We start from the raw sequence: 20743 nt of genomic DNA on the forward strand, positions 1-20743 counted from the left end.
GCTGGGCGGGCCTAGCTTTGGACGGGGGGGCCGGCATGACGCCGAGCCCAGAGCCCACGAAGGGAGCCCGAGAAATGCCTGCGAAGAAGCCGACAACCGCGCCCGACGGATTCAGCGCCGTCGAGCAGGTGATGGCCGCGAACTCCTGACCGTGGAACGACCACCCTTCTCGGGGCACGTGGTCGCGCCCGCCGCAATCGCCCAGGCGATCGTGCTGACGCTGGGCTCCTTCGGTTACGGATTCCACCGGGACGAGCTCTATTTCCGGATGCTGCCGGGCGCTTGGGGCTACGTCGACCAGCCGCCCCTCACACCGTTTCTGGCGCGGCTCAGCACCCGCCTCGCAGACGAACCGTGGGCTCTGCGGCTCCCGGCCACCATCGCGACCGTGCTCTCGGTCGTCGTGGTCGCGCTGATCTGCCGTGAGCTCGGCGGGGGCCGTGGCGCCCAAGGGCTCGCCGCATGGGGCTACGCGTTCGCCGCGATGCCCCTCATGCTCGGCCACATCCTGCTCACTTCGACCATCGACCTCCTGCTCCTTGCCCTCGTGGTGTTCGCCGTTCTCCGAGCGACTGCCGGCTCGTCGCGCTCGTGGCTGGCGGCCGGAGCGATCGCAGGAATCGCCACCTACAACAGACTCCTCGTCGCCGTCGTGGTTGCGAGCCTCGTGCTCGGGATCGCCCTGCTCGGCCCCCGCAGCTCCTTCCGATCGCCCCACCTCTGGTCTGGTGGCGCGTTGGCTGTCGTCGTCGGTCTGCCCAACCTCGTCTACCAGGTCGCCCATGACTGGCCTCAGCTCTCCATGGGCGCGGCGCTGGCCGACAACAACGCCGATGAGGTCCGCACCCAGCTGCCCTTGTTGCTGCTGGGCATGCTCGGGCCACCGCTCGTGGTCGTGTGGGCCATCGGCATCGTCTGGCTGCTCCGGCCCCGGCGCCGTGCCACTGTCGGCTACCTCGGCGTCGGTGCAGCAGCAATGGTCGCCTTCACCTTCGTCTCTGGGGCCCAGCCGCACTACCCGATCCACCTCCTGGCCGTGGTGTACGCCGCGGGCTGCGTTCCGGTGTCGCGTTGGCTCGCGTCGCGGCGAGCCGCTCGGGCGGTCGCGATCGGACTGCTCGTCGTCAACGGGGCTGTCGCCGTCGTGCTCGCCCTGCCCGTGGTGCCCCTGGCCAGCGTCGGCCGTACGCCCCTGCCCGACATCGGTCCGCTCGTCGCCGACCAGATCGGCTGGCCGCGCTACGTCGACCAGATCGCCGCGGCATACCGGGACTCTTCGCTGCACCCCACGGAAGTGATCACGTCCAACTACGGCGAGGCCGGCGCGATCGCGCGCCTCGGACCGGCCCGAGGCCTACCGCGACCCGTGAGCGGGCAGAACTCCCTCGCCGAGGTCGCCCGCCCCGCGGACGCGAGCACCGTTGTGGTGTTCGTCGGTTACCAGCTCGACGACGTGCTCGACCTGTTCGCTGCGTGCCAGGTGGTCGACCAGCTGGACAACGGCATCGGCGTGGACAACGAGGAACAGGGGGCGCCGGTCGCAGTGTGCAGCGGTCCCATCGCGCCGTGGGCAGCGCTGTGGGCACGGTTCCACCACCTCGACTGAGCAGCGGCCCGCAGCCGCCTACACTCACTCCGTGCGGCTGAGCCATTTCTGGGTGTTGATGAACGACGAGTTCGGGGAGGGCTACGCCTCCTCGCTCGGGCAGCACCTCGTCCTCGGGGTCCTCGGCGAGCGCACGGTCGTCCAGGCGCTCGAGGCGGGGGAGAGTCCTCGTCGGGTCTGGCTGGCGCTGTGCGACGCGATGGACGTGCCAGAGTCGCGCCGGCTCGGCATCGAGCGGAGACCGGCGAAGTGACGTCCGTCGACTGGTCCGCCCACCCCTTGGTCCTTGCACCGATGGCCGGCGGGCCGTCGACAGTCGCGCTCGCCGCAGCAGCTGTCGAGGGCGGAGTGTTCCCCTTCCTCGCGGGCGCCTACCTCACCCCGGAACGCCTCCGCGACGACGTCGTCGCCCTGCGGGCAACGACGCCAGAACCCTTTGGTGTGAACATCTTTGCGCCGTCACCGGACACCCCGTCCATGCAGCAGGACGCCCTCGAGTATGCCGCGCTGCTCGCACCGTGGGCGGCGTCGGCGGGCGTCGAGCTGGGGGCGCCGCGCTACGACGACGACGCCTTCGATGCGAAGGTCGACCTCCTCGTGGAGGCTGCGCCCGCCCTGGTGAGCTTTGCCTTCGGGTGGCCGCCCGCGGAGGTGGTCGCGCGACTGCAGGCCGCCGGGGTCGAGGTGTGGGTCACCGTCAACGAGGCCATGGAGGTCGAGTGGGCGCTGGAGCTCGGCGTCGACGGCCTCGTCGTGCAGGGTTGGGAGGCGGGAGGTCACCGTGGCGGCCCCGTCGACACGGGCTCGACCCAGTCCGAGCTGCTGCCACTGGTGGCGGAGGTCGTCCGCCACACCTCCCTGCCGGTGATGGCCGCCGGTGGGGTCATGACCGGGACCGACGCAGCCGCCGTCCTGCGCGCGGGCGCGACTGCAGTGGCCCTGGGCACGGCGTTCCTGGACTGCCCCGAGGCGGGGACGGCGCCCGTGCACCGGCACGCACTGGCCCACCGGTCCGGGACCACCGTGACCCGCGCCTTCACCGGACGCAGTGCCCGTGCCCTGACCACGACGTGGACCGAGCTGTTCAGCGAGGCTGCGCCCGCGGCATACCCGCACGTCCACCACCTCACGGCACCCTTGCGGGCGCACGGAAAGGCGACCGGTGAGGCCGAGCTGGTCCACCTGTGGGCCGGAACCGGCCACGGGCGACTGCGCCGGCTGCCGGCGGCCGACCTGGCCCGGACCCTCCTCGCCGAGCTCGAGGCCGCCCGGACCACCTGACCGGAAATGCGCGTGAGTCTGTCGGTGGACCTCGCTAGGTTGGGGCGAGTGACTGGTGACGAAGAGATCCTGCTGAGCGCGACCGGACTGACCAAGCGGTTCGGGGAGTTCACGGCGGTCGACGGGATCGACTTCGCCGTCCGCAAGGGCGAGTGCTTCGGGTTCCTCGGGCCCAACGGCGCCGGCAAGTCCTCCACGATGCGGATGGTCGGCTGCGTGTCGCCGGTCACGAGCGGCGAGCTGCGGCTCTTCGGGCTCGACCCAGCGGACAACGGCCCCGCCATCCGCGCCCGGCTCGGCAACTGTCCGCAGCGCGACACGCTCGACGAGGAGCTCACCGTCGAGGAGAACCTCTGGATCTACGGGCGTTACTTCGGCCTCTCCCGCAAGGAGGTTCGCTCCCGCGCGGCCGAGCTGCTCGACTTCGCCCAGCTCACCGACCGCGCCAAGGACAAGGTCGAGCCGCTGTCGGGTGGGATGAAGCGACGTCTCACGATCGCCCGCTCCCTCATCAACTCACCCGAGATCCTCCTGCTCGACGAACCGACCACCGGTCTGGACCCCCAGGCCCGACATGTGTTGTGGGACAGGCTGTTCCGACTCAAGCGGTCGGGTGTGACGCTCGTGCTGACCACGCACTACATGGACGAGGCCGAGCAGCTCTGCGACCGGCTCGTCGTGATGGACCACGGACGGATCGTCGCTGAGGGGTCCCCGCGCTCGCTCATCGACGAGTTCTCCACGCGAGAGGTCCTCGAGCTGCGCTTCGACGCCGAGGACCACCAGGACTTCGCCGAGCAGGTCGTCGGGATCGGCGAGCGCGTCGAGGTGCTGCCCGACCGGCTCCTCGTCTACGCCGACGACGGTGACCAGGCTGCGGCCGTCGTGCACTCGCGCGGGATCGCGCCCCTGTCCTCGCTCGTGCGCCGAGCCACGCTCGAGGACGTGTTCCTGCACCTCACCGGCCGGACCCTGGTGGACTGATGGCGCTCCACGAGCCGCAGCCGCAGCTTCATCACCAGTCCCGGGCCGACCACGGCATCCGTCCGCCCCTGTCGGCCACTGAGCGGGCCCTGGCCGTCTTCACCTACTTCCTCACGGTCTACCGGCGCACCTGGCGAGGGAGCATCATCGGCCGGTTCCTGTCGCCGCTCTTCTTCCTGCTGGCCATGGGCATCGGGTTGGGCTCGCTCGTCGACGACCGGGTGGGCGGAGTCGGCGGCCTGCCCTACCTGCAGTTCGTCGTCCCGGCCATCGTCGCCACCCAGACGATGTGGGTGGCGATGGGGGAGTCGACCTACCAGGTTCTCGGTTACATCAAGTGGAACATGGGCTACCACGCCATGCTCGCGTCACCGATGTCCGTGCGCGACGTGCTGCGAGGCCACTTCCTGGCGGTGGCTGCCCACCTCACGACGGCCACGGCGATCTTCATGGCGGTGGCGTCGCTGTTCGGTGGCTTCGGGTCCGTGGCCGCGGTCCTGTGCCTGCCGATCGCGATCCTCACCGGGATGGCGTTCACCACCCCGATCTTCGCGTTCACTGCCAGGCAGGAGGGTGATGACGGTTTCAACATCCTGTTCCGCTGGATCGTGACGCCGTTGATGCTGTTCTCCGGCACGTTCTTCCCCATCGAGCAGCTGCCCGGCTGGATGCAGCCCATCGCGTGGGTCACTCCGCTGTGGCACGGGGTCGAGGCGTGTCGTGCGGTGGCCACGGGTGCCGAGGTCGGGGCGCCGTTCTTCGGTCACCTGCTGGTGCTGGCGGTCTATGCCGCTGGGGGCTGGTGGCTCGCGGAGAAGTCCTTCGCGAGGCGGCTGGTCCCGTGAGCACCTCTACCTCCAACCCCCGGTCCGCATCCAGGTCCGCGCGCGGACAGGCGTCGGCGCGGCTGGCCAGGCTGGTGCCGATGCCTGCCGGGGCCGGACTGGCCAGGATGCTCATCGAACGCAACGTCACGTCGTTCCGTCACGGCTGGATCGCGCTCGTGACCGGGTTCGCCGAGCCGGTGTTCTACCTGTTCTCCCTCGGCATCGGCATCGGTGCGCTGGTGAAGACCGTCACGACCGACTCGGGGGCAGTGGTCTCCTACCCCCAGTTCGTGGCGCCCGCGCTGCTGGCCGCCTCGGCCATGAACGGCGCCGTGTTCGACTCGACCTTCAACGTGTTCTTCAAGCTGCGCTACGCCAAGCTCTACGACGCGGTGCTCGCGACCCCGATGGGCCCGCGCGACATCGCGGTGGGCGAGATCGGCTGGTCGCTCATCCGCGGCGGCCTCTACTCCGCTGCGTTCCTCGTCGTCGCGCTGCTCGCAGGGGCGGTCGGGTCGTGGTGGGCGCTGCTGGCCCTCCCGGCGGCGGTCTTCATCGGGTTCGCCTTCGCCGCGCTGGGGATGTTCGCGACGACCTTCATGAAGTCCTGGGTGCATTTCGACTACATCACCTTGGCCATCCAGCCGATGTTCCTGTTCTCCGCGACGTTCTTCCCGCTGTCGACCTATCCCGAGGCTCTCCAGTGGCTGGTGCGGGTGACGCCGCTCTACCACGGGGTCGCCCTCGAACGCGCCCTGATGCTCGGTGAGGTCGGGTGGGGGGTGCTCGCGCACGTGGGCTACCTCGCGGTGCTGGGAGGGATCGGCGTCGTGGGGACGGCTCGCCGCCTGGAGAAGCTCCTGCTTTCGTAGTCGTTCGGGCGCCTAGCATCGATGATGTGCTGGAGCGTGCGGACGGTGTGCGGCTGGCGGGCTTTGCCGACCTCGACCCGCTGACGGCCTATCGGTTGTGGGCGCTGCGTGCCCAGGTGTTCGTCGTCGAGCAGGACTGCCCCTACCTCGACCTCGACGGCCGTGACCTCGAGCCGGCGACCCGCCACCTGTGGGTCGAGCAGGAGGGTGTGCCGGTGGCCACGCTTCGGTTGCTGGACGACGGGGAGGCCTGGCGCATCGGCCGGGTGGCGACGGCGCCGCAGGCGCGCGGCCACGGTCTGGCCCGGCGGCTGGTGCGCGCAGCGCTCGACGTGGCGGGGGAGCGGCCCGTGGTGCTCGACGCCCAGTCGCACCTCGTGGACTGGTATGCCGCGTTCGGCTTCGCACCCAGCGGGCGCGGCTTCGTGGAGGACGGCATTCCGCACACGCCGATGCGTCGTCCTGCCTCGCCCTGAAGCAGATCGGACTCGCTGCGGCGTGTCGCGCGCCGGATTCAATATTTCGAACAGGTGTTCGGTATGTTCGTCCACAGGTGGAACCGCGACAGAACCCCCGTCCACAGGCCGCGAGAGCGTCCCGGGCGGCTGTCGGTGCCGACACCTAGCGTCTGACCCGACAAGCAGATCAGCTGCCCGAGGGTCGAAGGCAGGCGCGCCCGACTCGAAGCGAAAGAAGGAACGGTGGCCAGAATGGCTGGAGCGAACACTCCCACTGTGGACCAGAAGACAAAGTCCCTCGACAGCGTGATGGGGCAGATCGAGAAGTCGTTCGGCAAGGGCGCGGTCATGCGCCTCGGCGACGACGTCCGCCCCCCGATCGACGTGATCCCCACCGGGTCGATCGCGCTCGATGTCGCGCTCGGCATCGGTGGCCTCCCCCGCGGCCGCGTCGTGGAGATCTACGGCCCGGAGTCCTCGGGTAAGACGACGGTCGCGCTGCACGCGGTGGCCAGTGCGCAGAAGGCTGGCGGTATCGCGGCGTTCATCGACGCCGAGCACGCCCTCGACCCTGACTACGCAAAGAAGCTCGGGGTCGACACCGACGCACTCCTGGTCAGCCAGCCCGACACGGGGGAGCAGGCGCTCGAGATCGCCGACATGCTGATCCGCTCGGGCGCCATCGACATCATCGTCATCGACTCCGTCGCCGCGCTCGTGCCACGTGCCGAGATCGAGGGTGAGATGGGTGACAGCCACGTCGGCCTGCAGGCCCGGCTGATGTCCCAGGCCCTGCGCAAGCTCACCGGTGCCCTCAACAACACCGGCACGACGGCCATCTTCATCAACCAGCTGCGCGAGAAGATCGGCGTCATGTTCGGCTCGCCCGAGACGACGACGGGTGGCAAGGCGCTGAAGTTCTACGCCTCGGTGCGCCTGGACGTGCGTCGCATCGAGACCCTCAAGGACGGCAGCGACCCGGTCGGCAACCGCACCCGGGTCAAGGTCGTCAAGAACAAGGTGGCGCCGCCGTTCAAGCAGGCCGAGTTCGACATCCTCTACGGCCAGGGCATCTCCCGCGAGGGTGGGCTCATCGACATGGGCGTCGAGCAGGGCTTCGTCCGCAAGGCCGGAGCTTGGTACACCTACGAGGGTGACCAGCTCGGACAGGGCAAGGAGAACGCGCGTCAGTTCCTCAAGGACAACCCCGATCTCGGCAACGAGATCGAGAAGAAGATCAAGGAAAAGCTCGGGATCGGTCCGCAGGTCGACAAGCCGGCCGACGCGGTCCCCGAGGTGCCGGTCGAGTTCTGAGCCACGGCTCGAGCGACCCACCACTGAGCGAGCAATGACTGATCTGCAATGACTGATCTGCAATGACTGAGCGACACGACGCGGCCAGGGCCGCCCTTGAGGCGGCCCCGGCCGCGCCGGCCCCCCCCCCCCCCCCACCCCCCCCCGAACCGGACGCCTATGACGTCGCGCGCCAGATCGTGCTGAGACAGCTCGCGCTCTCGCCCAAGAGTCGCCAACAGCTGCGGGACAAGCTGCGCCAGCGCAACTGCCCCGACGACGTCGCGGAGGCGGTGCTCGACCGGATGGCCTCGGTCGGGCTGGTCGACGACGAGGCCTACGCGGGGATGCTCGTCCGGTCCCAACAAACCGGTCGCGGGCTGGCCCGGCGCGCGCTGGCCCGCGAGCTGCGGACCAAGGGCGTCGACGACGAGACGGCCAGGGCGACCCTCGAGTCGATCAACCCCGAGGACGAGCGGGATCGTGCCGCCCAGCTCGTGGCCAAGCGGCTCAGGTCGATGCACGGGCTGGAACCCGTTGTCCAGAAGCGGCGACTGGCCGGGATGCTGGCCCGCAAGGGCTATCCCGCTGACCTCGCGATGGCGGTCATTCGCGAGGCGGTTGCCGCCGCGCCCGAGCACCAACGCGACTGAGCCGGCGCGTTCACCACGTACCCTTGGCGTGCGATGAGTACCACCACGACTTCACCCAAGACCTACGACGTCCGCACGCACGGCTGCCAGATGAACGTGCACGACTCGGAGCGGCTCGCCGGCCTGCTCGAGACCGCGGGCTATGTCGACGTCAACAGCCTGCCCGCGACCGCGCGGCCCGAGGCGGCCGACGTCGTCGTCTTCAACACCTGTGCGGTGCGTGAGAACGCCGACAACAAGCTCTACGGCAACCTCGGCCAGCTGCGTCCCGCCAAGACGAGGAACCCCGACATGCAGATCGCGGTCGGCGGCTGCATGGCGCAGAAAGACCGCTCCACCATCGTGCAGCGGGCTCCGTGGGTCGACGTCGTGTTCGGTACCAACAACATCGGCAGCCTGCCTGCCCTGCTCGACCGAGCCCGCCACAACAAGCGTGCCGAGGTCGAGATCCTCGAGAGCCTCGAGGTGTTCCCCAGCACGCTCCCCACCCGGCGCGACTCGGCCTACGCCGGATGGGTGTCGATCTCGGTGGGCTGCAACAACACCTGCACGTTCTGCATCGTCCCCAGCCTGCGCGGCAAGGAGGCCGACCGTCGCCCGGGTGACGTGCTCGCCGAGGTCCAGGCCCTGGTCGAGCAGGGCGTCGTCGAGATCACCCTGCTGGGGCAGAACGTCAACACCTACGGCGTCGAGTTCGGCGACCGGTACGCGTTCGGCAAGCTGCTACGCGCCTGCGGCGACATCGACGGGCTGGAGCGGGTGCGCTTCACCAGCCCGCATCCGGCGGCCTTCACCGACGACGTCATCGCAGCGATGGCTCAGACCCCCAACGTCATGCCGAGCCTGCACATGCCGTTGCAGTCGGGGTCGGACCGCGTCCTGAAGCAGATGCGGCGGTCCTACCGCAGCGAGAAGTTCCTCGGCATCATCGACCGGGTACGTGCCCAGATCCCCGACGCCGCGATCACGACCGACATCATCGTGGGTTTCCCGGGCGAGACCGAGGCGGACTTCGAGGAGACCTTGCGCGTGGTGCGCGAGTCCCGGTTCGCCAGCGCGTTCACCTTCCAGTACTCGATCCGGGCGGGCACGCCGGCCGCGACGATGGCGGACCAGGTGCCGAAGGCCGTGGTCCAGGAGCGGTACGAGCGGCTCATCGCCGCACAGGAGGAGATCTCCTGGGCTGAGAACCGCACCGTCGAGGGCCGGGACGTCGAAGTCCTCGTCGCCACCGGCGAAGGTCGCAAGGACACTGCCACGCACCGCCTCTCGGGGCGCGCTCGTGACAACCGGCTGGTCCACTTTGCCGTCCCTGATGGCGCCGAGCGCCCTCGCCCGGGCGACATGGTCACCGTCGGCGTCACCTACGGCGCGCCGCACCACCTCGTGGCCGACGCGGCCCTGGAGGGCGGTGCCTACTCCGTGCGGCGCACCGCGGGCGGCGACGCGTGGGCAGCCCTGCAGGACGCGCCGGTCCCGGGCAAGCCGCGGGTGTCCCTGGGTATGCCGGGCGTGGGCCGGCCGGCCCCTGTCCCGGCGGCGTCGTGCGGCTGACCACTACGACACCCGGAATCGGGTGCGACCAGCGACGTCTGGAAGACTTCCGGCCATGACCGTCCGCCCCATCGTCATCACCGGTGAGCCCGTGCTCCACCGCCGGGCCGAACCCGTGGCGACGTTCGACGACGACCTGCGCACGCTCGTCGCTGACATGTTCGACACCATGGATGCCGCCCACGGAGTTGGCCTGGCCGCTCCCCAGATCGGCGTCGGCCTACGCGTCTTCACCTGGCAGATGGACAACGAGGACGGCGTCCCCCCGCGGGGGGCCATCGTCAACCCGTACGTCACCTCGACCAAGGCCTCACTCGATGAGCCGGACCCCCACGACGAGGCCGAGGGGTGCCTGTCGGTGCCGGGGGAGAGCTTTCCGCTCAAGCGCGGGGAGGCGGCGACGGTGACCGGTTTCGACGTCGACGGTGGGGAGCTCTCCTTCGAGGCCACCGGCTGGTTCGCCCGCTGCATGCAACACGAGTACGACCACCTCAACGGTTTCCTCTACGTCGACCGGCTGGGCGAGCGGTGGGGCAAGAAGGCGCGCAAGGCGGTCAAGAAGCAGGGGTGGGGCAAACCCGGGTTCGCCTGGCATCCCGGTGTCGATCCCGACCCGTTCGGCCACGACCATGACCACGACGATCCCGACAGCGAGCACTGGCACGACCACGAGCACGACCTGTGACCCGAGCACGACCTGTGAGCCGATGACGACGCCCCTGGTGGTCGGCGTCGTCGGGCCCACCGCGTCGGGCAAGTCCGACCTCGCCCTCGACCTGGCCGAAGCCCTCGGGGGTGAGGTGGTCAGTGCCGATGCCAGCCAGCTCTACCGCGGCATGGACATCGGGACGGCCAAGGTCCCGCTCGCCGAGCGACGCGGCATACCCCACCACCAGCTCGACGTGCTGGAGGTGACGCAGGAGGCGAGCGTCGCCGCTTACCAGATGGCGGCGCGAGCCGACATCGCCGCCATCCAGGAGCGTGGTCACCACCCGGTGCTGGCAGGCGGGTCGGGACTCTATGTCCGAGCCGCCCTCGACGTCCTCGACATCCCGCCGACCGACGCCGCCGTGCGTGCGAGACTCGAAGCCGAGGCCGACGCAGTCGGTGCGGCCGCGAGCCATGCACGCCTCGAAGCGCTGGATCCCGTTGCGGCACAGGCGATGGAGCCTGGCAACGTGCGCCGCATCGTGCGCGCCCTCGAGGTCATCGAGCTGACCGGGCGACCGTTCTCGGCGACGATGCCCACCCGGACCTACGTGCAGCCGACCGTCGTGGTCGGGTTGCGCGTGCCGCGCGCCCGCCTCGACGAGCGGATCGCCGCCCGGGTGCGTGGCATGTGGGAGCAGGGGCTGCTCAGGGAGGTGCGCCACCTCGAGTCCGTGGGGTTGCGCGAGGGCCGGACTGCCTCGCGGGCGCTGGGCTACGCGCAGGCCCTGGCTGAGCTCGACGGCATCCTCACCACCGCGCAGGCCCAGGAGCAGACCACCGCGCTGACGCGGCGTTTCGCCCGCCGTCAGGAGTCGTGGTTCAACCCCGACCCGCGCATCACCTGGCTCGACGCGCTCGCCCCGGACGTGACCGGACAGGCAGTTGCGCTGGTCCGTGCGGCGATCAGGGACAATGGGGCGCATGGCTGACCAGACCTCCTTCACCAAGGGCCACGGGACCGAGAACGACTTCGTGCTCGTGCCCGACCTGGAGGGCGTCCGCGACCTGACCGCGCAGCAGGCGGCCCGGCTGGCCGACCGCCGCGCCGGCATCGGTGGTGACGGCGTCATCCGGGTCGTTCCGACGGCGTTGGCCACCGAAGGCGGCATCCTGGCCCAGGCCCACGCAGCCCGGTGGTTCATGGACTACCGCAACGCCGATGGCAGCGTCGCCGAGATGTGCGGCAACGGCACGCGCGTCTTCGCGGCCTACCTGCGCCGAGAGGGCCTCGAGACGGCGGACGAGTTCGCCATCGCGACCAGGGCCGGCACCAAGCTGGTGCGGTTCGAGTCGCCCGACCTCATCGCGGTCAACCTCGGACCGTGGCGACTGGCCCAGCAGGTCATCGCCGACGAGGAGGGTTTCGACGCGCTGGTCCACCTGGACGGCCACGAACCGCTGTCGGCACTCAGCCTGGACCTCGGCAACCCCCACACCGTGGTGGCGCTGCCGGAGCGGATCGACCTGGATTCCCTTGACCTGCACCGACTTCCGCTGGTGAACCCACTTCCTCCCCACGGCACCAACATCGAGTTCGTCCGGCCCATGGGCGTCGGACACATCCGCATGCGGGTGCACGAGCGTGGCGTGGGGGAGACCCGGTCGTGTGGCACCGGCGCAGCAGCAGCGGCTCTGGCCACCCGCTTCTGGGCGGGCGACGTCACGGAAACGTGGACCGTGGACGTCCCCGGTGGCCGACTCAGGGTGCGCGCGCTGCCCGACCACGAGGTCGAACTGGCCGGACCCGCGGCCCTCGTCGCAGACGGCACCACCGACCTCGTCTGAGCAGCGGCTGGACCCTTCGGGCGGTTGGCCGCGCGGACGCGTCCTAGGGAGCGCGACGGACTTCCAGGATCCGAAAGCCCCTGTCCGACGTGAACCGGGACACAGCGAACTCCTGCGGATCCAGCTGTTCGGCAAGCCAGCGCTGCAACGAGTCCGACCCGAGGTTCTTCTGCACGACGAGGTGGGCCGCGCCACCGGGCGCCAGACGCGGCAACCAGGTGAGCATGAGGTCGTGGAGCACCGCCTTGCCGACCCGGATCGGGGGGTTCGACCAGATCGCGTCGAACCGCACTCCCTCCGGTATGCCGTCCGGCTGGCTCGCGTGCACCCGGTCCAGCCCCAGCGACGCCGCCGTGGTGCGCAGCAGGTCCAGCGCACGCTCGTTCACGTCCACGGCATACACGGTCGCCTGTGGCGAGCGGAGCGCCAGGGTGAGGGCGATCGGGCCCCAGCCGCAGCCGAGGTCGAGCAGGGCCCCCTCAGGGGGCGGGGCCGGGGCGTGCCGCAGCAGGACAGCGGTGCCCTGGTCCACACCGCCGGGGCTGAAGATGCCCGCTGCGGAGCGCACGTCGACGGTCTGCCCGGCCAGTCGCACCGTGATGGTGCGCTGCTGGGCGGGGCTCGCCGGTGCGGCCGTGAAGTAGTGGTCTTGCGTGCTCATCGGGCCCAACGGTAGACGGCAGGACATAAAGCGGTCGCTGCGGCGGTTGAAAAGGTGAGATTCTTGAGGGGACATGACACTGAAGCGATCAGACATCTTTGACCTGAAGGCCACCGCGCTGGCGACCGAGGACGGATTCCTCGACAGCGACGGGGCCGGCTACGACGGCGACCAGTACGACCGCGAGGACCGCGCTGCCCTGCGCCGTGTCGCGGGGCTGTCCACCGAGCTCGAGGACATCACCGAGGTCGAGTACCGCCAGCTGCGGCTCGAGCGGGTGGTCCTCGCGGCGGTCTGGACCGAGGGCACCGCCGAGGACGCCGACAACTCGATGCGCGAGCTCGCCGCACTGGCCGAGACCGCGGGTTCGACCGTGCTCGCCGGGCTCGTCCAGCGCCGCGCCAAGCCGGACACCGGCACCTACCTCGGCTCGGGCAAGGCCATCGAGCTGCGTGACATCGTCATCGCCGAGGGCGCCGACACGGTCATCTGCGACACCGAGCTCACGCCCAGCCAGCGGCGTGCGCTCGAGGACGTGGTCAAGGTCAAGGTCATCGACCGGACCGCGCTGATCCTTGACATCTTCGCCCAGCACGCGAAGTCCAAGGAGGGCAAGGCGCAGGTCGAGCTGGCCCAGCTGCAGTACCTCCTGCCGCGGCTGCGTGGCTGGGGTGAGTCGATGTCGCGGCAGGCCGGTGGCCAGGCTGCCGGTGGCCAGGGCATGGGGTCCCGTGGTCCCGGTGAGACCAAGATCGAGCTCGACCGGCGCCGCATCAACACCCGGATGGCCAAGCTCCGCCGCGAGATCAAGGAGATGAAGACCAGCCGCGACACGCGCCGCCTCAGTCGCAAGACCCATGAGGTGCCGAGCGTCGCGATCGCCGGCTACACCAACGCCGGCAAGTCCTCGCTGCTGAACCGACTCACCGGCGCCGGCGTCCTGGTCGAGAACCAGCTGTTCGCCACGCTCGACCCGACCGTCCGTCGCGCCGAGACCGAGGACGGTCGGCTCTATACGCTCGCCGACACGGTCGGTTTCGTCCGCCAGCTCCCCACCCAGCTGGTCGAGGCCTTCCGCTCCACGCTCGAGGAGGTGGCCGACGCCGACCTGCTGCTGCACGTCGTCGACGGCTCGCACCCCGACCCCGAGGGACAGATCAGTGCCGTCCGCGCGGTCCTGGCCGACGTCGAGGCCGCCAACGTCCGCGAGGTCATCGTCATCAACAAGGCCGACGCGGCCGACCCGGAGGTGCTCGACCGGATCCAGCGTCACGAGAAGCACTCCATCGTCGTGTCGGCGCGCACGGGCGCCGGGCTGGACGAGCTGCGTGCCCTGATCGCCGACGAGCTCCCGCGACCCACGATCGACGTCGAGGTGCTCGTGCCGTACGACCGCGGCGACCTCGTCAGCCGCCTCCACCAGGAGGCCGAGGTGCTCTCCAGCGAACACACCGGCAGCGGCACCCTGCTCAAGGCGCGCGTGCACCCCGAGCTCGCCAGCGAGCTCGCGGGGTTCGCGGCCTGAGCGGGCTGCCTCCGCCACCCGCGACGGAGATCAGACCGGGCGGCCTGGACACACCCCAGGTGGCGGCCCTGCTGGCCGAGCACGTCGAGGAGATGCGCCGCTACTCGCCTCCCGAGAGCGTGCACACCCTCGACCTCGACCGGTTGCGGACGCCTGACCTGAGCTTCTGGAGCCTGTGGGACGGTGACGAGGTGCTGGGCTGCGCCGCCCTGCGCGAGCTCGACCCCACCCACGGGGAGCTCAAGTCGATGCGCACCGCACCGGCACACCGTCGCCGCGGCGTGGCCGCGAGCCTGCTCGACCACGTCGTGGCCGAGGCCGGGCGGCGCGGGTACACCAGGCTGAGTCTCGAGACCGGCTCACCCGAGCAGTTCGCGCCCGCGCGGACCCTGTATGCCGCGTACGGCTTCACCCTGTGTGGCCCGTTCGGGCCCTACGTCAGGGACGACTTCAGCGTGTTCATGACCCGAGACGTCGCATCGCCGTCGTGAGGACGACCGGTTCGCCGGCCTCGTCAGACGCGTCGAGGTCGACCACCGCCTCGATCACCCAGTCGTGGTCGCCCTCGGGGTCGTGGAGGGTCTGGCGTGCCTGCCAGAGCCGGTGCTCGGTGTCGGGTTCCACCGCGCCCGGCGGGGGGCCCTGCGATGGGGTGATGGTCAGCAGGTGGGGTCCGCGGGCCTCGGCGTCGGTGCCGATCGTGTCGTGGTCGGCGTAGTAGTCGCCGAGGGCCTCGTCCCACGCTGCGCCGTCCATCAGGGTGTTCCGCGGCGGCTCGGGAAGGGCGGCCTGAGAGGCGTCCAGCGCCGCGAGGTCGCCGAACCGGTCCCGGCTGGCGAGCTCGACGCGACGGAACATGGCGTTGCGGACCATCACCCGGAAGGCCCGCTCGTTCGACGTGATCGGGCGCGTGGGGCGGGTGCCGCCGTGTGCTGCCAGTCCTTCGAGCTCCTCCAGGCGTTCGTTGGCGTCGGGGTCGGTCAGGGCCTCCCACTCGTCGAGGAGCGAGGAGTCGGTCTGGCGCACCGTCTCGCCGAGCCACTCGAAGAGGTCGTCGAACTGCTCGCTGTGGTGCGCGTCAGGGACTGTCTGGCGTAGGGTTCGGTAGGCATCGGTGAGGTAGCGCAGGACCAGACCCTCGGACCGGGCCAGCTGGTAGGTCGAGACGAACTCGGTGAAGGTCATGGCGCGCTCGTACATGTCGCGAACCACCGACTTGGGTGACAGCGCCGATTCGGACACCCACGGGTGGCTCTGCCGGAAGATCTCGAACGTCGCCTCGAGCAGGTCGGCGAGGGGTCGCGGCCACGTCACGTCCTCGAGCAGGGCCATCCGCTCGTCGTACTCGATGCCGTCCGCCTTCATCTCACCCACCGCCTCGCCGCGGGCCTTGAACTGCTGGGCCATCAGGACCTGACGGGGATCGTCGAGGATCGCCTCGATGACCGAGACGACGTCGAGGGCGTAGGTGGGGGACTGCGGGTCGAGCACGTCGAGGGCGGCGAGGGCCAGTGGTGCCAACGGCTGGTTGAGGGCGAAGTCGTGCTGCAGCTCGCCGCGCACCTCGATGGTGCGGCCGTCGGGGTCCGGTGGCGAGATGCGACGGAGCACCCCGGTGTCGAGCAGGCTCTTGCCCAGCGTGATGGCACGACGGGACAGCTTGGCCTGCCCGCGGGGGGTCTCGTGGTTGTTGCGCAGGAGGTGGCTGAGGGCACGCACCGGGTCGCCCGGCCGCTGGACGACGTTGAGGATCATCGAGTGGTCCACCCGCATGCGGGAGACCAGCGGTTCCGGTTCGGCGGCGACGAGCTTGTCGTAGGTCTGCTCAGTCCACGACACCTCACCGTCGGCGGGCTTGCGACGCTGGACCTTCTTGAGCTTCTTGGGGTCGTCGCCGGCCTTGGCGATCGCCCGCGCGTTGTCGATGACGTGCTCGGGGGCCTGGACGACCACCGAACCGCTGGTGTCGAACCCGGCGCGCCCCGCCCGTCCCGCGATCTGGTGGAACTCGCGCGCCTTGAGGACCCGTTGCCGCGACCCGTCGAACTTGACCAGCCCGGTGAACAGGACGGTGCGGATCGGCACGTTGATGCCGACCCCGAGGGTGTCGGTCCCGCAGATGACCTTGAGCAGCCCGTCCTGGGCGAGCTGCTCGACCAGTCGCCGGTAGCGCGGCAGCATCCCCGCGTGGTGCACCCCGATGCCGGAGCGGACCAGCTTGGACAGCGTCCGTCCGAAGCCGGCGGTGAACCGGAACCCGCCGATGCGCTCGGCGATCGCGGCCTTGTCCGCCTTCACGGTTCCCTTGAGGGACAGCAGCGCCTGGGCCTGCTCGAGCGCCGCCGCCTGGGTGAAGTGCACGACGTAGACGGGCGACTGGTGCGTGGTGAGCAGCTCCTCGATCGTCTCGGCGAGGGGGGTCAGCGCCCACGTGAAGCTCAGGGGCACTGGCCGTTCGGTTCCCGTGACCATGGTCGTCGGTCGGCCGTTTCGGCTGCTCAGGTCCGCGGCGAGGTCGGTGAGGTCGCCCAGGGTCGCCGACATCAGGACGAACTGCGCCTGGGGCAGCTCGAGCAGCGGCACCTGCCAGGCCCAGCCCCGGTCGGGCTCGGCATAGAAGTGGAACTCGTCCATGATCACCAGGCCCACATCGGCGTCGGCGCCCTCACGCAGCGCGATGTTGGCCAGGATCTCGGCGGTGCAGCAGATGATCGGGGCGTCGGGGTTCACGGAGGCGTCACCGGTCAGCATGCCGACCTCGGACGCGCCGAAGAGCTCGCACAGCGCAAAGAACTTCTCGCTCACCAGCGCCTTGATGGGGGCGGTGTAGAAGCTGACCCTGTCGGTGGCCAGCGCGGCCAGGTGCGCGCCCGTGGCGACCAGTGACTTCCCGGAACCCGTCGGGGTGGAGAGGACGACGTTCTCCCCGGCCAGCACGGCCAGCAGCGCCTCGTCCTGGTGGGGGTACAGCGGCAGCCCGCGGTCCCGCGCCCAACCCTCGAACGCGGCATACACGTCGTCCGGCTCCGCGAGACCGGTCGGCAGGAGGTCGGTGAGCAGTGGCGGGCTCGCGGCCTCGGGGCTCGCGTGGTCAACAGTCATCCCCGCCATCCTCGCAGGGCGTGGTCCCGTCCGCGGCCAGTGCCGCCCCAGGCCCAGCGGTATGCCGTTGGTTTACCTCCGCGTGGCCCAGCGCGCGAGGTCGACGCGGTTCGCGCACCCCGTCTTGGCGAGGAGGTGGCTGACGTGCGAGCTGACGGTCTTCTCACTGACCACGAGAGACCTGGCGATCTGGCCGTAGGTGCGACCGGCCACGATGTGTCCGAGGATCTCGGTCTCACGCGCGGTGAGGCCCACCTTGTGTGCGTCCGCGGCCGCCGGGGCGCTGGTGGCCGGGTCGGCGAGCCGGACGTGGGTGCCCCGGGCGAGCGCCTCGAGCTCGTCCACGAGGGGTTGGGCGCCGAGCGTTCGTGCCAAGGCATACGAGCGTCGCAGGGCGTCGACACCCTCGTCGCGGTTCCCGGGTCCCGCGACCAGCAGCGCCCCTGCGAGCCGCCACAGCGAGTAGCACGCCTCCCAAGGCAGGATCTCGCGCAACGCCGTTGACGCCTCCGCCCACAGGAGGTGCTCGTCAGGGGCGCGACGCGCTCGGGCGACCTCGGCGTGGTACATCGCCCCGAGACCGGTCTGCTGGCGCACGTAGAAGGGACTCATCCCGCCAAGTTCGGCGAGGATGTCCGGAAACCTGGCCGTGAGGGCATCGAGCTCGTCGAGGCAGCCCGCGGGGTCGCCACCCGCATCGCGTGCCTCCTGCGCGAGGTCGGCGAGGGCCCGTGCGGCAAGGGGTAGCAGCCACTCGCACATGGTGGAGGGTGCGCCCGGATCGGCTGTCCCCGTCAGCGCCGCGTTGACGGCGGCCCGGAGATGCCCGCCGCAGAGCAGCACCAGTGCCCGGACGGCGTCGAACTCGAACGCGAGGAAGGTCGACGTCTCGGCAAAGAGCTCGTTCGCGCGGGCCAGGTGGCCCTCCGCCTCGTGCGTGCGGCCCTGGATGGCTGCCATCCACGCGGCACTCAACCGGGTCTGGACGTCGGCGAGCGTTCCCGGCGTGGATCCCAGGGCCACCCTGAGCAGCTGTGAGCAGGCCTCCAGGTTGCCGGCGTGGAGGTGGCCGAACGCCTCGTTGCACGCCAGCCAGGCTGTTACCGGGTGTGGCAGGCCGAGCTCGGTGAGCTCGGCCCTCCGCCGACCGACCACGGCAATCCACTCGGGGCTGATCGGTGCCTCGACGGAGTTCGCCTCCCACAGCGTCGCGTGCACGAACGCAAACCCGTCCCGGGCCTCGACAGCCGCCGCCACGGCCTCGCGCCCCAGGCGCTGCCCATCGTCCGGACGATCTTCGTGCACCGCCAGCATCGCGTTCGCTGTCAGGGCAAAGGTCAGGGCGCGGGGGTGGCCGCAGGCCCTGGCGCAATCCAGTGCGGCTGCCCCGAGCTCTGCGGACGCCGGATCGTCCTGCCACAGTGAGGCGTGGGCCAGCTCGGCGAGGGCAAAGGCGTGCTGCCAGGACTCGGGCTGGCGCCGGGCGAGCTCCACGGCTCGCCGCATCTCGGCGGAGTCGAGGAACCCCCGGCCGGTCAGGAAGCGCAGGTGCTGGCGGCGCACCAGGAGCTCGGCCACGGCGAGCGGTTCCCGGATGTCGTCGAGCCCGCCCAGGAGGGCCTCGACTGCCCGGAGCTCCTCCTCGAAGTCGCCGACGGCCTCGGCCGCCCGCCGCAGTCGCTCCCACAGGGCGGTGGCCGGCTCGGGTGCACTGACGTCGAGCTGCTCCTTGACCTCGAGCGCGCGCCTCAGCAGCCTGACCTGCATGGTCGTCGCGCCGATGCGCTGAGCCAGGTCGGCGGCGCGCAGACCCACGGCGTATGACTCCCGGGTGTGGCCTGCCTGGTGGTGGTGGTCGGCGATCAGGCTGAGGGTTTCGAGCGTCGACTGGTCTGCGGGTGACGGGGAGGTCGAGGTTTCCGAGGACCCTGAGGGGCCCGAGGACCCCGAGGACCCCGAGCCAAGCTCGTGCTCGAGGGCTTCGGCGAAGGCCGCGTGGAGGTGCTCCCGATCCAGTCGGCCAAGACTGCCTGCCAAGGCTTCCGCCTGGAGGGGGTGGTGGAACCAGTAGCCGCCGCTCCCGTCGGCTTCGAGCAGGTTCCCGTCCAGGCAGTTCCGCAGTGCCGAGCGGAGGTCGGTCACACCGGCGAGCCCCGCAATGCGGTCCAGTGCGCTCCCACGCGCAACCCGCCCGTACACGGCCAGGACCCGTGCGAGGTCGCGGGCGGGGGTGTCCAGCCGGTGCCACGCCCGGAGCACCGCCGAGGACAGATCCTCCGGAAGGCCCGGCCCCAGCGCCGTCTCCGTAGGGGCCAGGCCATGGACGAGCAGTCGGTTGAGGTACGAGTTGCCACCCGTGCGGGCGTAGACGTCTCGCACGAGGGCGTCGTGCGGGACGTCGCCCAGCACGCCGGTCAGCTGGTCACGGGTCTCGTCGAGGTCGAGCGGCCCCAAGGTCATCTCGACGAAACCCGGCAGGCGTCGTACGTCGGCCAGCCAGCGCTGCAGCGGATGACCCGGCCCCACCTCCCCGCGGCGGACCGTCATCAGGACCGCGAGGCTGCGGGTGGTGAGTCCAGCGAGGACCCACATCAGCACGTCGAGGGTGGCCGGGTCCGACCATTGCAGGTCGTCGACCACCAGGGCGACGGGACCTTGAGCGCAGCGGTCCTCGAGCCACTGGTCGAACTCGTCCGCGGCCTCGACCCCGGCAGCGCGCCGCAGAGCCGGCCGCTGCTCCGCCGGCAGCCCGGCCACGGCGGCGCGCAGGGGCAGCAACGGGACGCTCAGGGAGGACAGCGGCAGGCAGGCGCCGGTGAGGACGAGGAAGTCAGGGCTCAGCGCACAGGCCCGCTGGGCCAGCCTGGTTTTCCCGACCCCCGCATCGCCGAGGACGAGCACGGCACGCCCCTGGCGCGCCCGTGCCGATGCCAGGGCCGCGGCGAGCTCGTCGAGCTCGCCGGAGCGGCCGACGAAGCCGTCGCTCGTGAGCGGGTCCGCAGGGGGCACGTCCCCAGTGTGTTCCTGTGCCCGGCGGGCCGACACCCGATATTTGAGGGGTTTCGGCGGCGCTTCTGAGGGGGTGCACCCGATGTGGGTCAGGGCCTCCCGGTCGGACCGTGGAGAGGTCAGCACAACACACCTCTCAGCACCAGGAGCACACCGTGAACACCACCCAGCAGATCCGGCGGATCCTCCCCATGGTCACCGCCACAGCACTCCTCGTCGCACTCGGCACCCTCCCGGCCGCGGCCCGCCAGGACGCCGGTCCGGCCCCCATCGAGGAGACGGCCACCTACTTCTGCGCCATCCAGCGCGTGGAGACCCAGTTCGTCGGGTGCGACAACCTGACGGGGAACGGGGTTCCGGCACCCGCCTGGGTGGACGAGAGGTGACCTGACCCGGAACCACCACCGTGACCCCGGCGCCAT

At 70.5% G+C, this 20743-nt stretch carries 19 protein-coding genes; 16 read left to right on the forward strand and 3 right to left on the reverse strand.

Going from position 1 to position 20743, the window contains the following annotated elements; all coding sequences use genetic code 11:
• Nucleotides 1–151 precede the first annotated feature (151 nt).
• The 13 genes from AC1DYG_RS10960 to dapF all read left to right on the forward strand — a co-directional run bounded on the left by AC1DYG_RS10960 (nucleotide 152) and on the right by dapF (nucleotide 12024).
• Nucleotides 152–1606 (forward strand): glycosyltransferase family 39 protein, encoded by a 1455-nt coding sequence (locus tag AC1DYG_RS10960; protein ID WP_477639881.1) that lies wholly within the window; start codon nucleotides 152–154, stop codon nucleotides 1604–1606.
• Between the two features lie 31 nt (nucleotides 1607–1637).
• Nucleotides 1638–1859, forward strand: coding sequence for a DUF3046 domain-containing protein (locus tag AC1DYG_RS10965; protein ID WP_477639882.1), 222 nt, complete (start codon nucleotides 1638–1640; stop codon nucleotides 1857–1859).
• Nucleotides 1856–2887: an NAD(P)H-dependent flavin oxidoreductase gene (locus AC1DYG_RS10970; protein ID WP_477639883.1), complete on the forward strand. Its 1032-nt coding sequence runs from the start codon at nucleotides 1856–1858 to the stop codon at nucleotides 2885–2887. The genes AC1DYG_RS10965 and AC1DYG_RS10970 overlap by 4 nt, the downstream gene beginning before the upstream one ends.
• 48 nt (nucleotides 2888–2935) lie before the next feature.
• Entirely contained in the window at nucleotides 2936–3871 is a 936-nt protein-coding gene (locus AC1DYG_RS10975) for an ABC transporter ATP-binding protein (protein WP_477639884.1), read from the forward strand.
• Entirely contained in the window at nucleotides 3871–4716 is an 846-nt protein-coding gene (locus AC1DYG_RS10980) for an ABC transporter permease (protein ID WP_477639885.1), read from the forward strand. The genes AC1DYG_RS10975 and AC1DYG_RS10980 overlap by 1 nt, the downstream gene beginning before the upstream one ends.
• Nucleotides 4713–5570: an ABC transporter permease gene (locus AC1DYG_RS10985; protein WP_477639886.1), complete on the forward strand. Its 858-nt coding sequence runs from the start codon at nucleotides 4713–4715 to the stop codon at nucleotides 5568–5570. Before AC1DYG_RS10980 ends, AC1DYG_RS10985 begins: the two co-directional genes overlap by 4 nt.
• Before the next feature lie 26 nt (nucleotides 5571–5596).
• Nucleotides 5597–6046, forward strand: coding sequence for a GNAT family N-acetyltransferase (locus AC1DYG_RS10990; protein WP_477639887.1), 450 nt, complete (start codon nucleotides 5597–5599; stop codon nucleotides 6044–6046).
• A gap of 234 nt (nucleotides 6047–6280) precedes the next feature.
• Nucleotides 6281–7342: a recombinase RecA gene (recA, locus tag AC1DYG_RS10995; protein WP_477639888.1), complete on the forward strand. Its 1062-nt coding sequence runs from the start codon at nucleotides 6281–6283 to the stop codon at nucleotides 7340–7342.
• 179 nt (nucleotides 7343–7521) lie between these two features.
• Nucleotides 7522–7974 carry a regulatory protein RecX gene (locus tag AC1DYG_RS11000; RefSeq protein ID WP_477639889.1) on the forward strand — a complete coding sequence of 151 codons (453 nt, stop codon included), beginning with the start codon at nucleotides 7522–7524 and terminating at the stop codon, nucleotides 7972–7974.
• Between the two features lie 33 nt (nucleotides 7975–8007).
• On the forward strand, nucleotides 8008–9528 hold the full coding sequence (gene miaB / locus AC1DYG_RS11005; protein WP_477639890.1) for a tRNA (N6-isopentenyl adenosine(37)-C2)-methylthiotransferase MiaB: 1521 nt from the start codon (nucleotides 8008–8010) through the stop codon (nucleotides 9526–9528).
• A 55-nt stretch (nucleotides 9529–9583) separates the two neighbouring features.
• The gene (gene def / locus AC1DYG_RS11010) at nucleotides 9584–10213 is read left to right on the forward strand and encodes a peptide deformylase (RefSeq protein WP_477639891.1); all 630 of its coding nucleotides are present in this window, start codon (nucleotides 9584–9586) and stop codon (nucleotides 10211–10213) included.
• Between the two features lie 22 nt (nucleotides 10214–10235).
• Nucleotides 10236–11168 carry a tRNA (adenosine(37)-N6)-dimethylallyltransferase MiaA gene (gene miaA / locus AC1DYG_RS11015; RefSeq protein WP_477639922.1) on the forward strand — a complete coding sequence of 311 codons (933 nt, stop codon included), beginning with the start codon at nucleotides 10236–10238 and terminating at the stop codon, nucleotides 11166–11168.
• Nucleotides 11161–12024, forward strand: coding sequence for a diaminopimelate epimerase (gene dapF / locus AC1DYG_RS11020; protein WP_477639892.1), 864 nt, complete (start codon nucleotides 11161–11163; stop codon nucleotides 12022–12024). Before miaA ends, dapF begins: the two co-directional genes overlap by 8 nt.
• 43 nt (nucleotides 12025–12067) lie before the next feature.
• Here the strand turns inward: dapF and AC1DYG_RS11025 are convergent, their stop codons facing one another.
• Nucleotides 12068–12685, reverse strand: coding sequence for a class I SAM-dependent methyltransferase (locus tag AC1DYG_RS11025; RefSeq protein WP_477639893.1), 618 nt, complete (start codon nucleotides 12683–12685; stop codon nucleotides 12068–12070).
• A gap of 73 nt (nucleotides 12686–12758) precedes the next feature.
• Here AC1DYG_RS11025 and hflX point away from each other — a divergent pair, with 73 nt between their 5' ends.
• Together hflX and AC1DYG_RS11035 are read left to right on the forward strand one after the other, a co-directional pair.
• A complete protein-coding gene (gene hflX / locus AC1DYG_RS11030; protein WP_477639894.1) occupies nucleotides 12759–14210 on the forward strand; it encodes a GTPase HflX in 1452 nt (483 codons plus the stop codon).
• A 59-nt stretch (nucleotides 14211–14269) separates the two neighbouring features.
• Nucleotides 14270–14701 (forward strand): GNAT family N-acetyltransferase, encoded by a 432-nt coding sequence (locus AC1DYG_RS11035; protein ID WP_477639895.1) that lies wholly within the window; start codon nucleotides 14270–14272, stop codon nucleotides 14699–14701.
• Here the strand turns inward: AC1DYG_RS11035 and AC1DYG_RS11040 are convergent.
• Entirely contained in the window at nucleotides 14670–17312 is a 2643-nt protein-coding gene (locus tag AC1DYG_RS11040; RefSeq protein ID WP_477639896.1) for a DEAD/DEAH box helicase, read from the reverse strand. The two genes, AC1DYG_RS11035 and AC1DYG_RS11040, sit on opposite strands and share 32 nt — an antisense overlap.
• Before the next feature lie 72 nt (nucleotides 17313–17384).
• Nucleotides 17385–20321, reverse strand: a complete 2937-nt coding sequence (locus AC1DYG_RS11045) for a helix-turn-helix transcriptional regulator (RefSeq protein ID WP_477639897.1) — start codon at nucleotides 20319–20321, stop codon at nucleotides 17385–17387.
• A 155-nt stretch (nucleotides 20322–20476) separates the two neighbouring features.
• Here AC1DYG_RS11045 and AC1DYG_RS11050 point away from each other — a divergent pair, with 155 nt between their 5' ends.
• A complete protein-coding gene (locus AC1DYG_RS11050) occupies nucleotides 20477–20707 on the forward strand; it encodes a hypothetical protein (RefSeq protein ID WP_477639898.1) in 231 nt (76 codons plus the stop codon).
• Nucleotides 20708–20743: the final 36 nt, after the last annotated feature.

It is taken from the genome of Pedococcus sp. P1_H8 (assembly GCF_056405175.1).

Bases quoted from the DNA above. Each gene is read 5' to 3' on its own strand.
- AC1DYG_RS10980 (WP_477639885.1), top strand. From the start codon at position 3,871: ATGGCGCTCCACGAGCCGCAGCCGCAGCTTCATCACCAGTCCCGGGCC.
- recA (WP_477639888.1), top strand. From the start codon at position 6,281: ATGGCTGGAGCGAACACTCCCACTGTGGACCAGAAGACAAAGTCCCTC.
- miaB (WP_477639890.1), top strand. From the start codon at position 8,008: ATGAGTACCACCACGACTTCACCCAAGACCTACGACGTCCGCACGCAC.
- def (WP_477639891.1), top strand. From the start codon at position 9,584: ATGACCGTCCGCCCCATCGTCATCACCGGTGAGCCCGTGCTCCACCGC.
- miaA (WP_477639922.1), top strand. From the start codon at position 10,236: ATGACGACGCCCCTGGTGGTCGGCGTCGTCGGGCCCACCGCGTCGGGC.
- dapF (WP_477639892.1), top strand. From the start codon at position 11,161: ATGGCTGACCAGACCTCCTTCACCAAGGGCCACGGGACCGAGAACGAC.
- AC1DYG_RS11025 (WP_477639893.1), bottom strand. From the start codon at position 12,685: ATGAGCACGCAAGACCACTACTTCACGGCCGCACCGGCGAGCCCCGCC.
- hflX (WP_477639894.1), top strand. From the start codon at position 12,759: ATGACACTGAAGCGATCAGACATCTTTGACCTGAAGGCCACCGCGCTG.
- AC1DYG_RS11040 (WP_477639896.1), bottom strand. From the start codon at position 17,312: ATGACTGTTGACCACGCGAGCCCCGAGGCCGCGAGCCCGCCACTGCTC.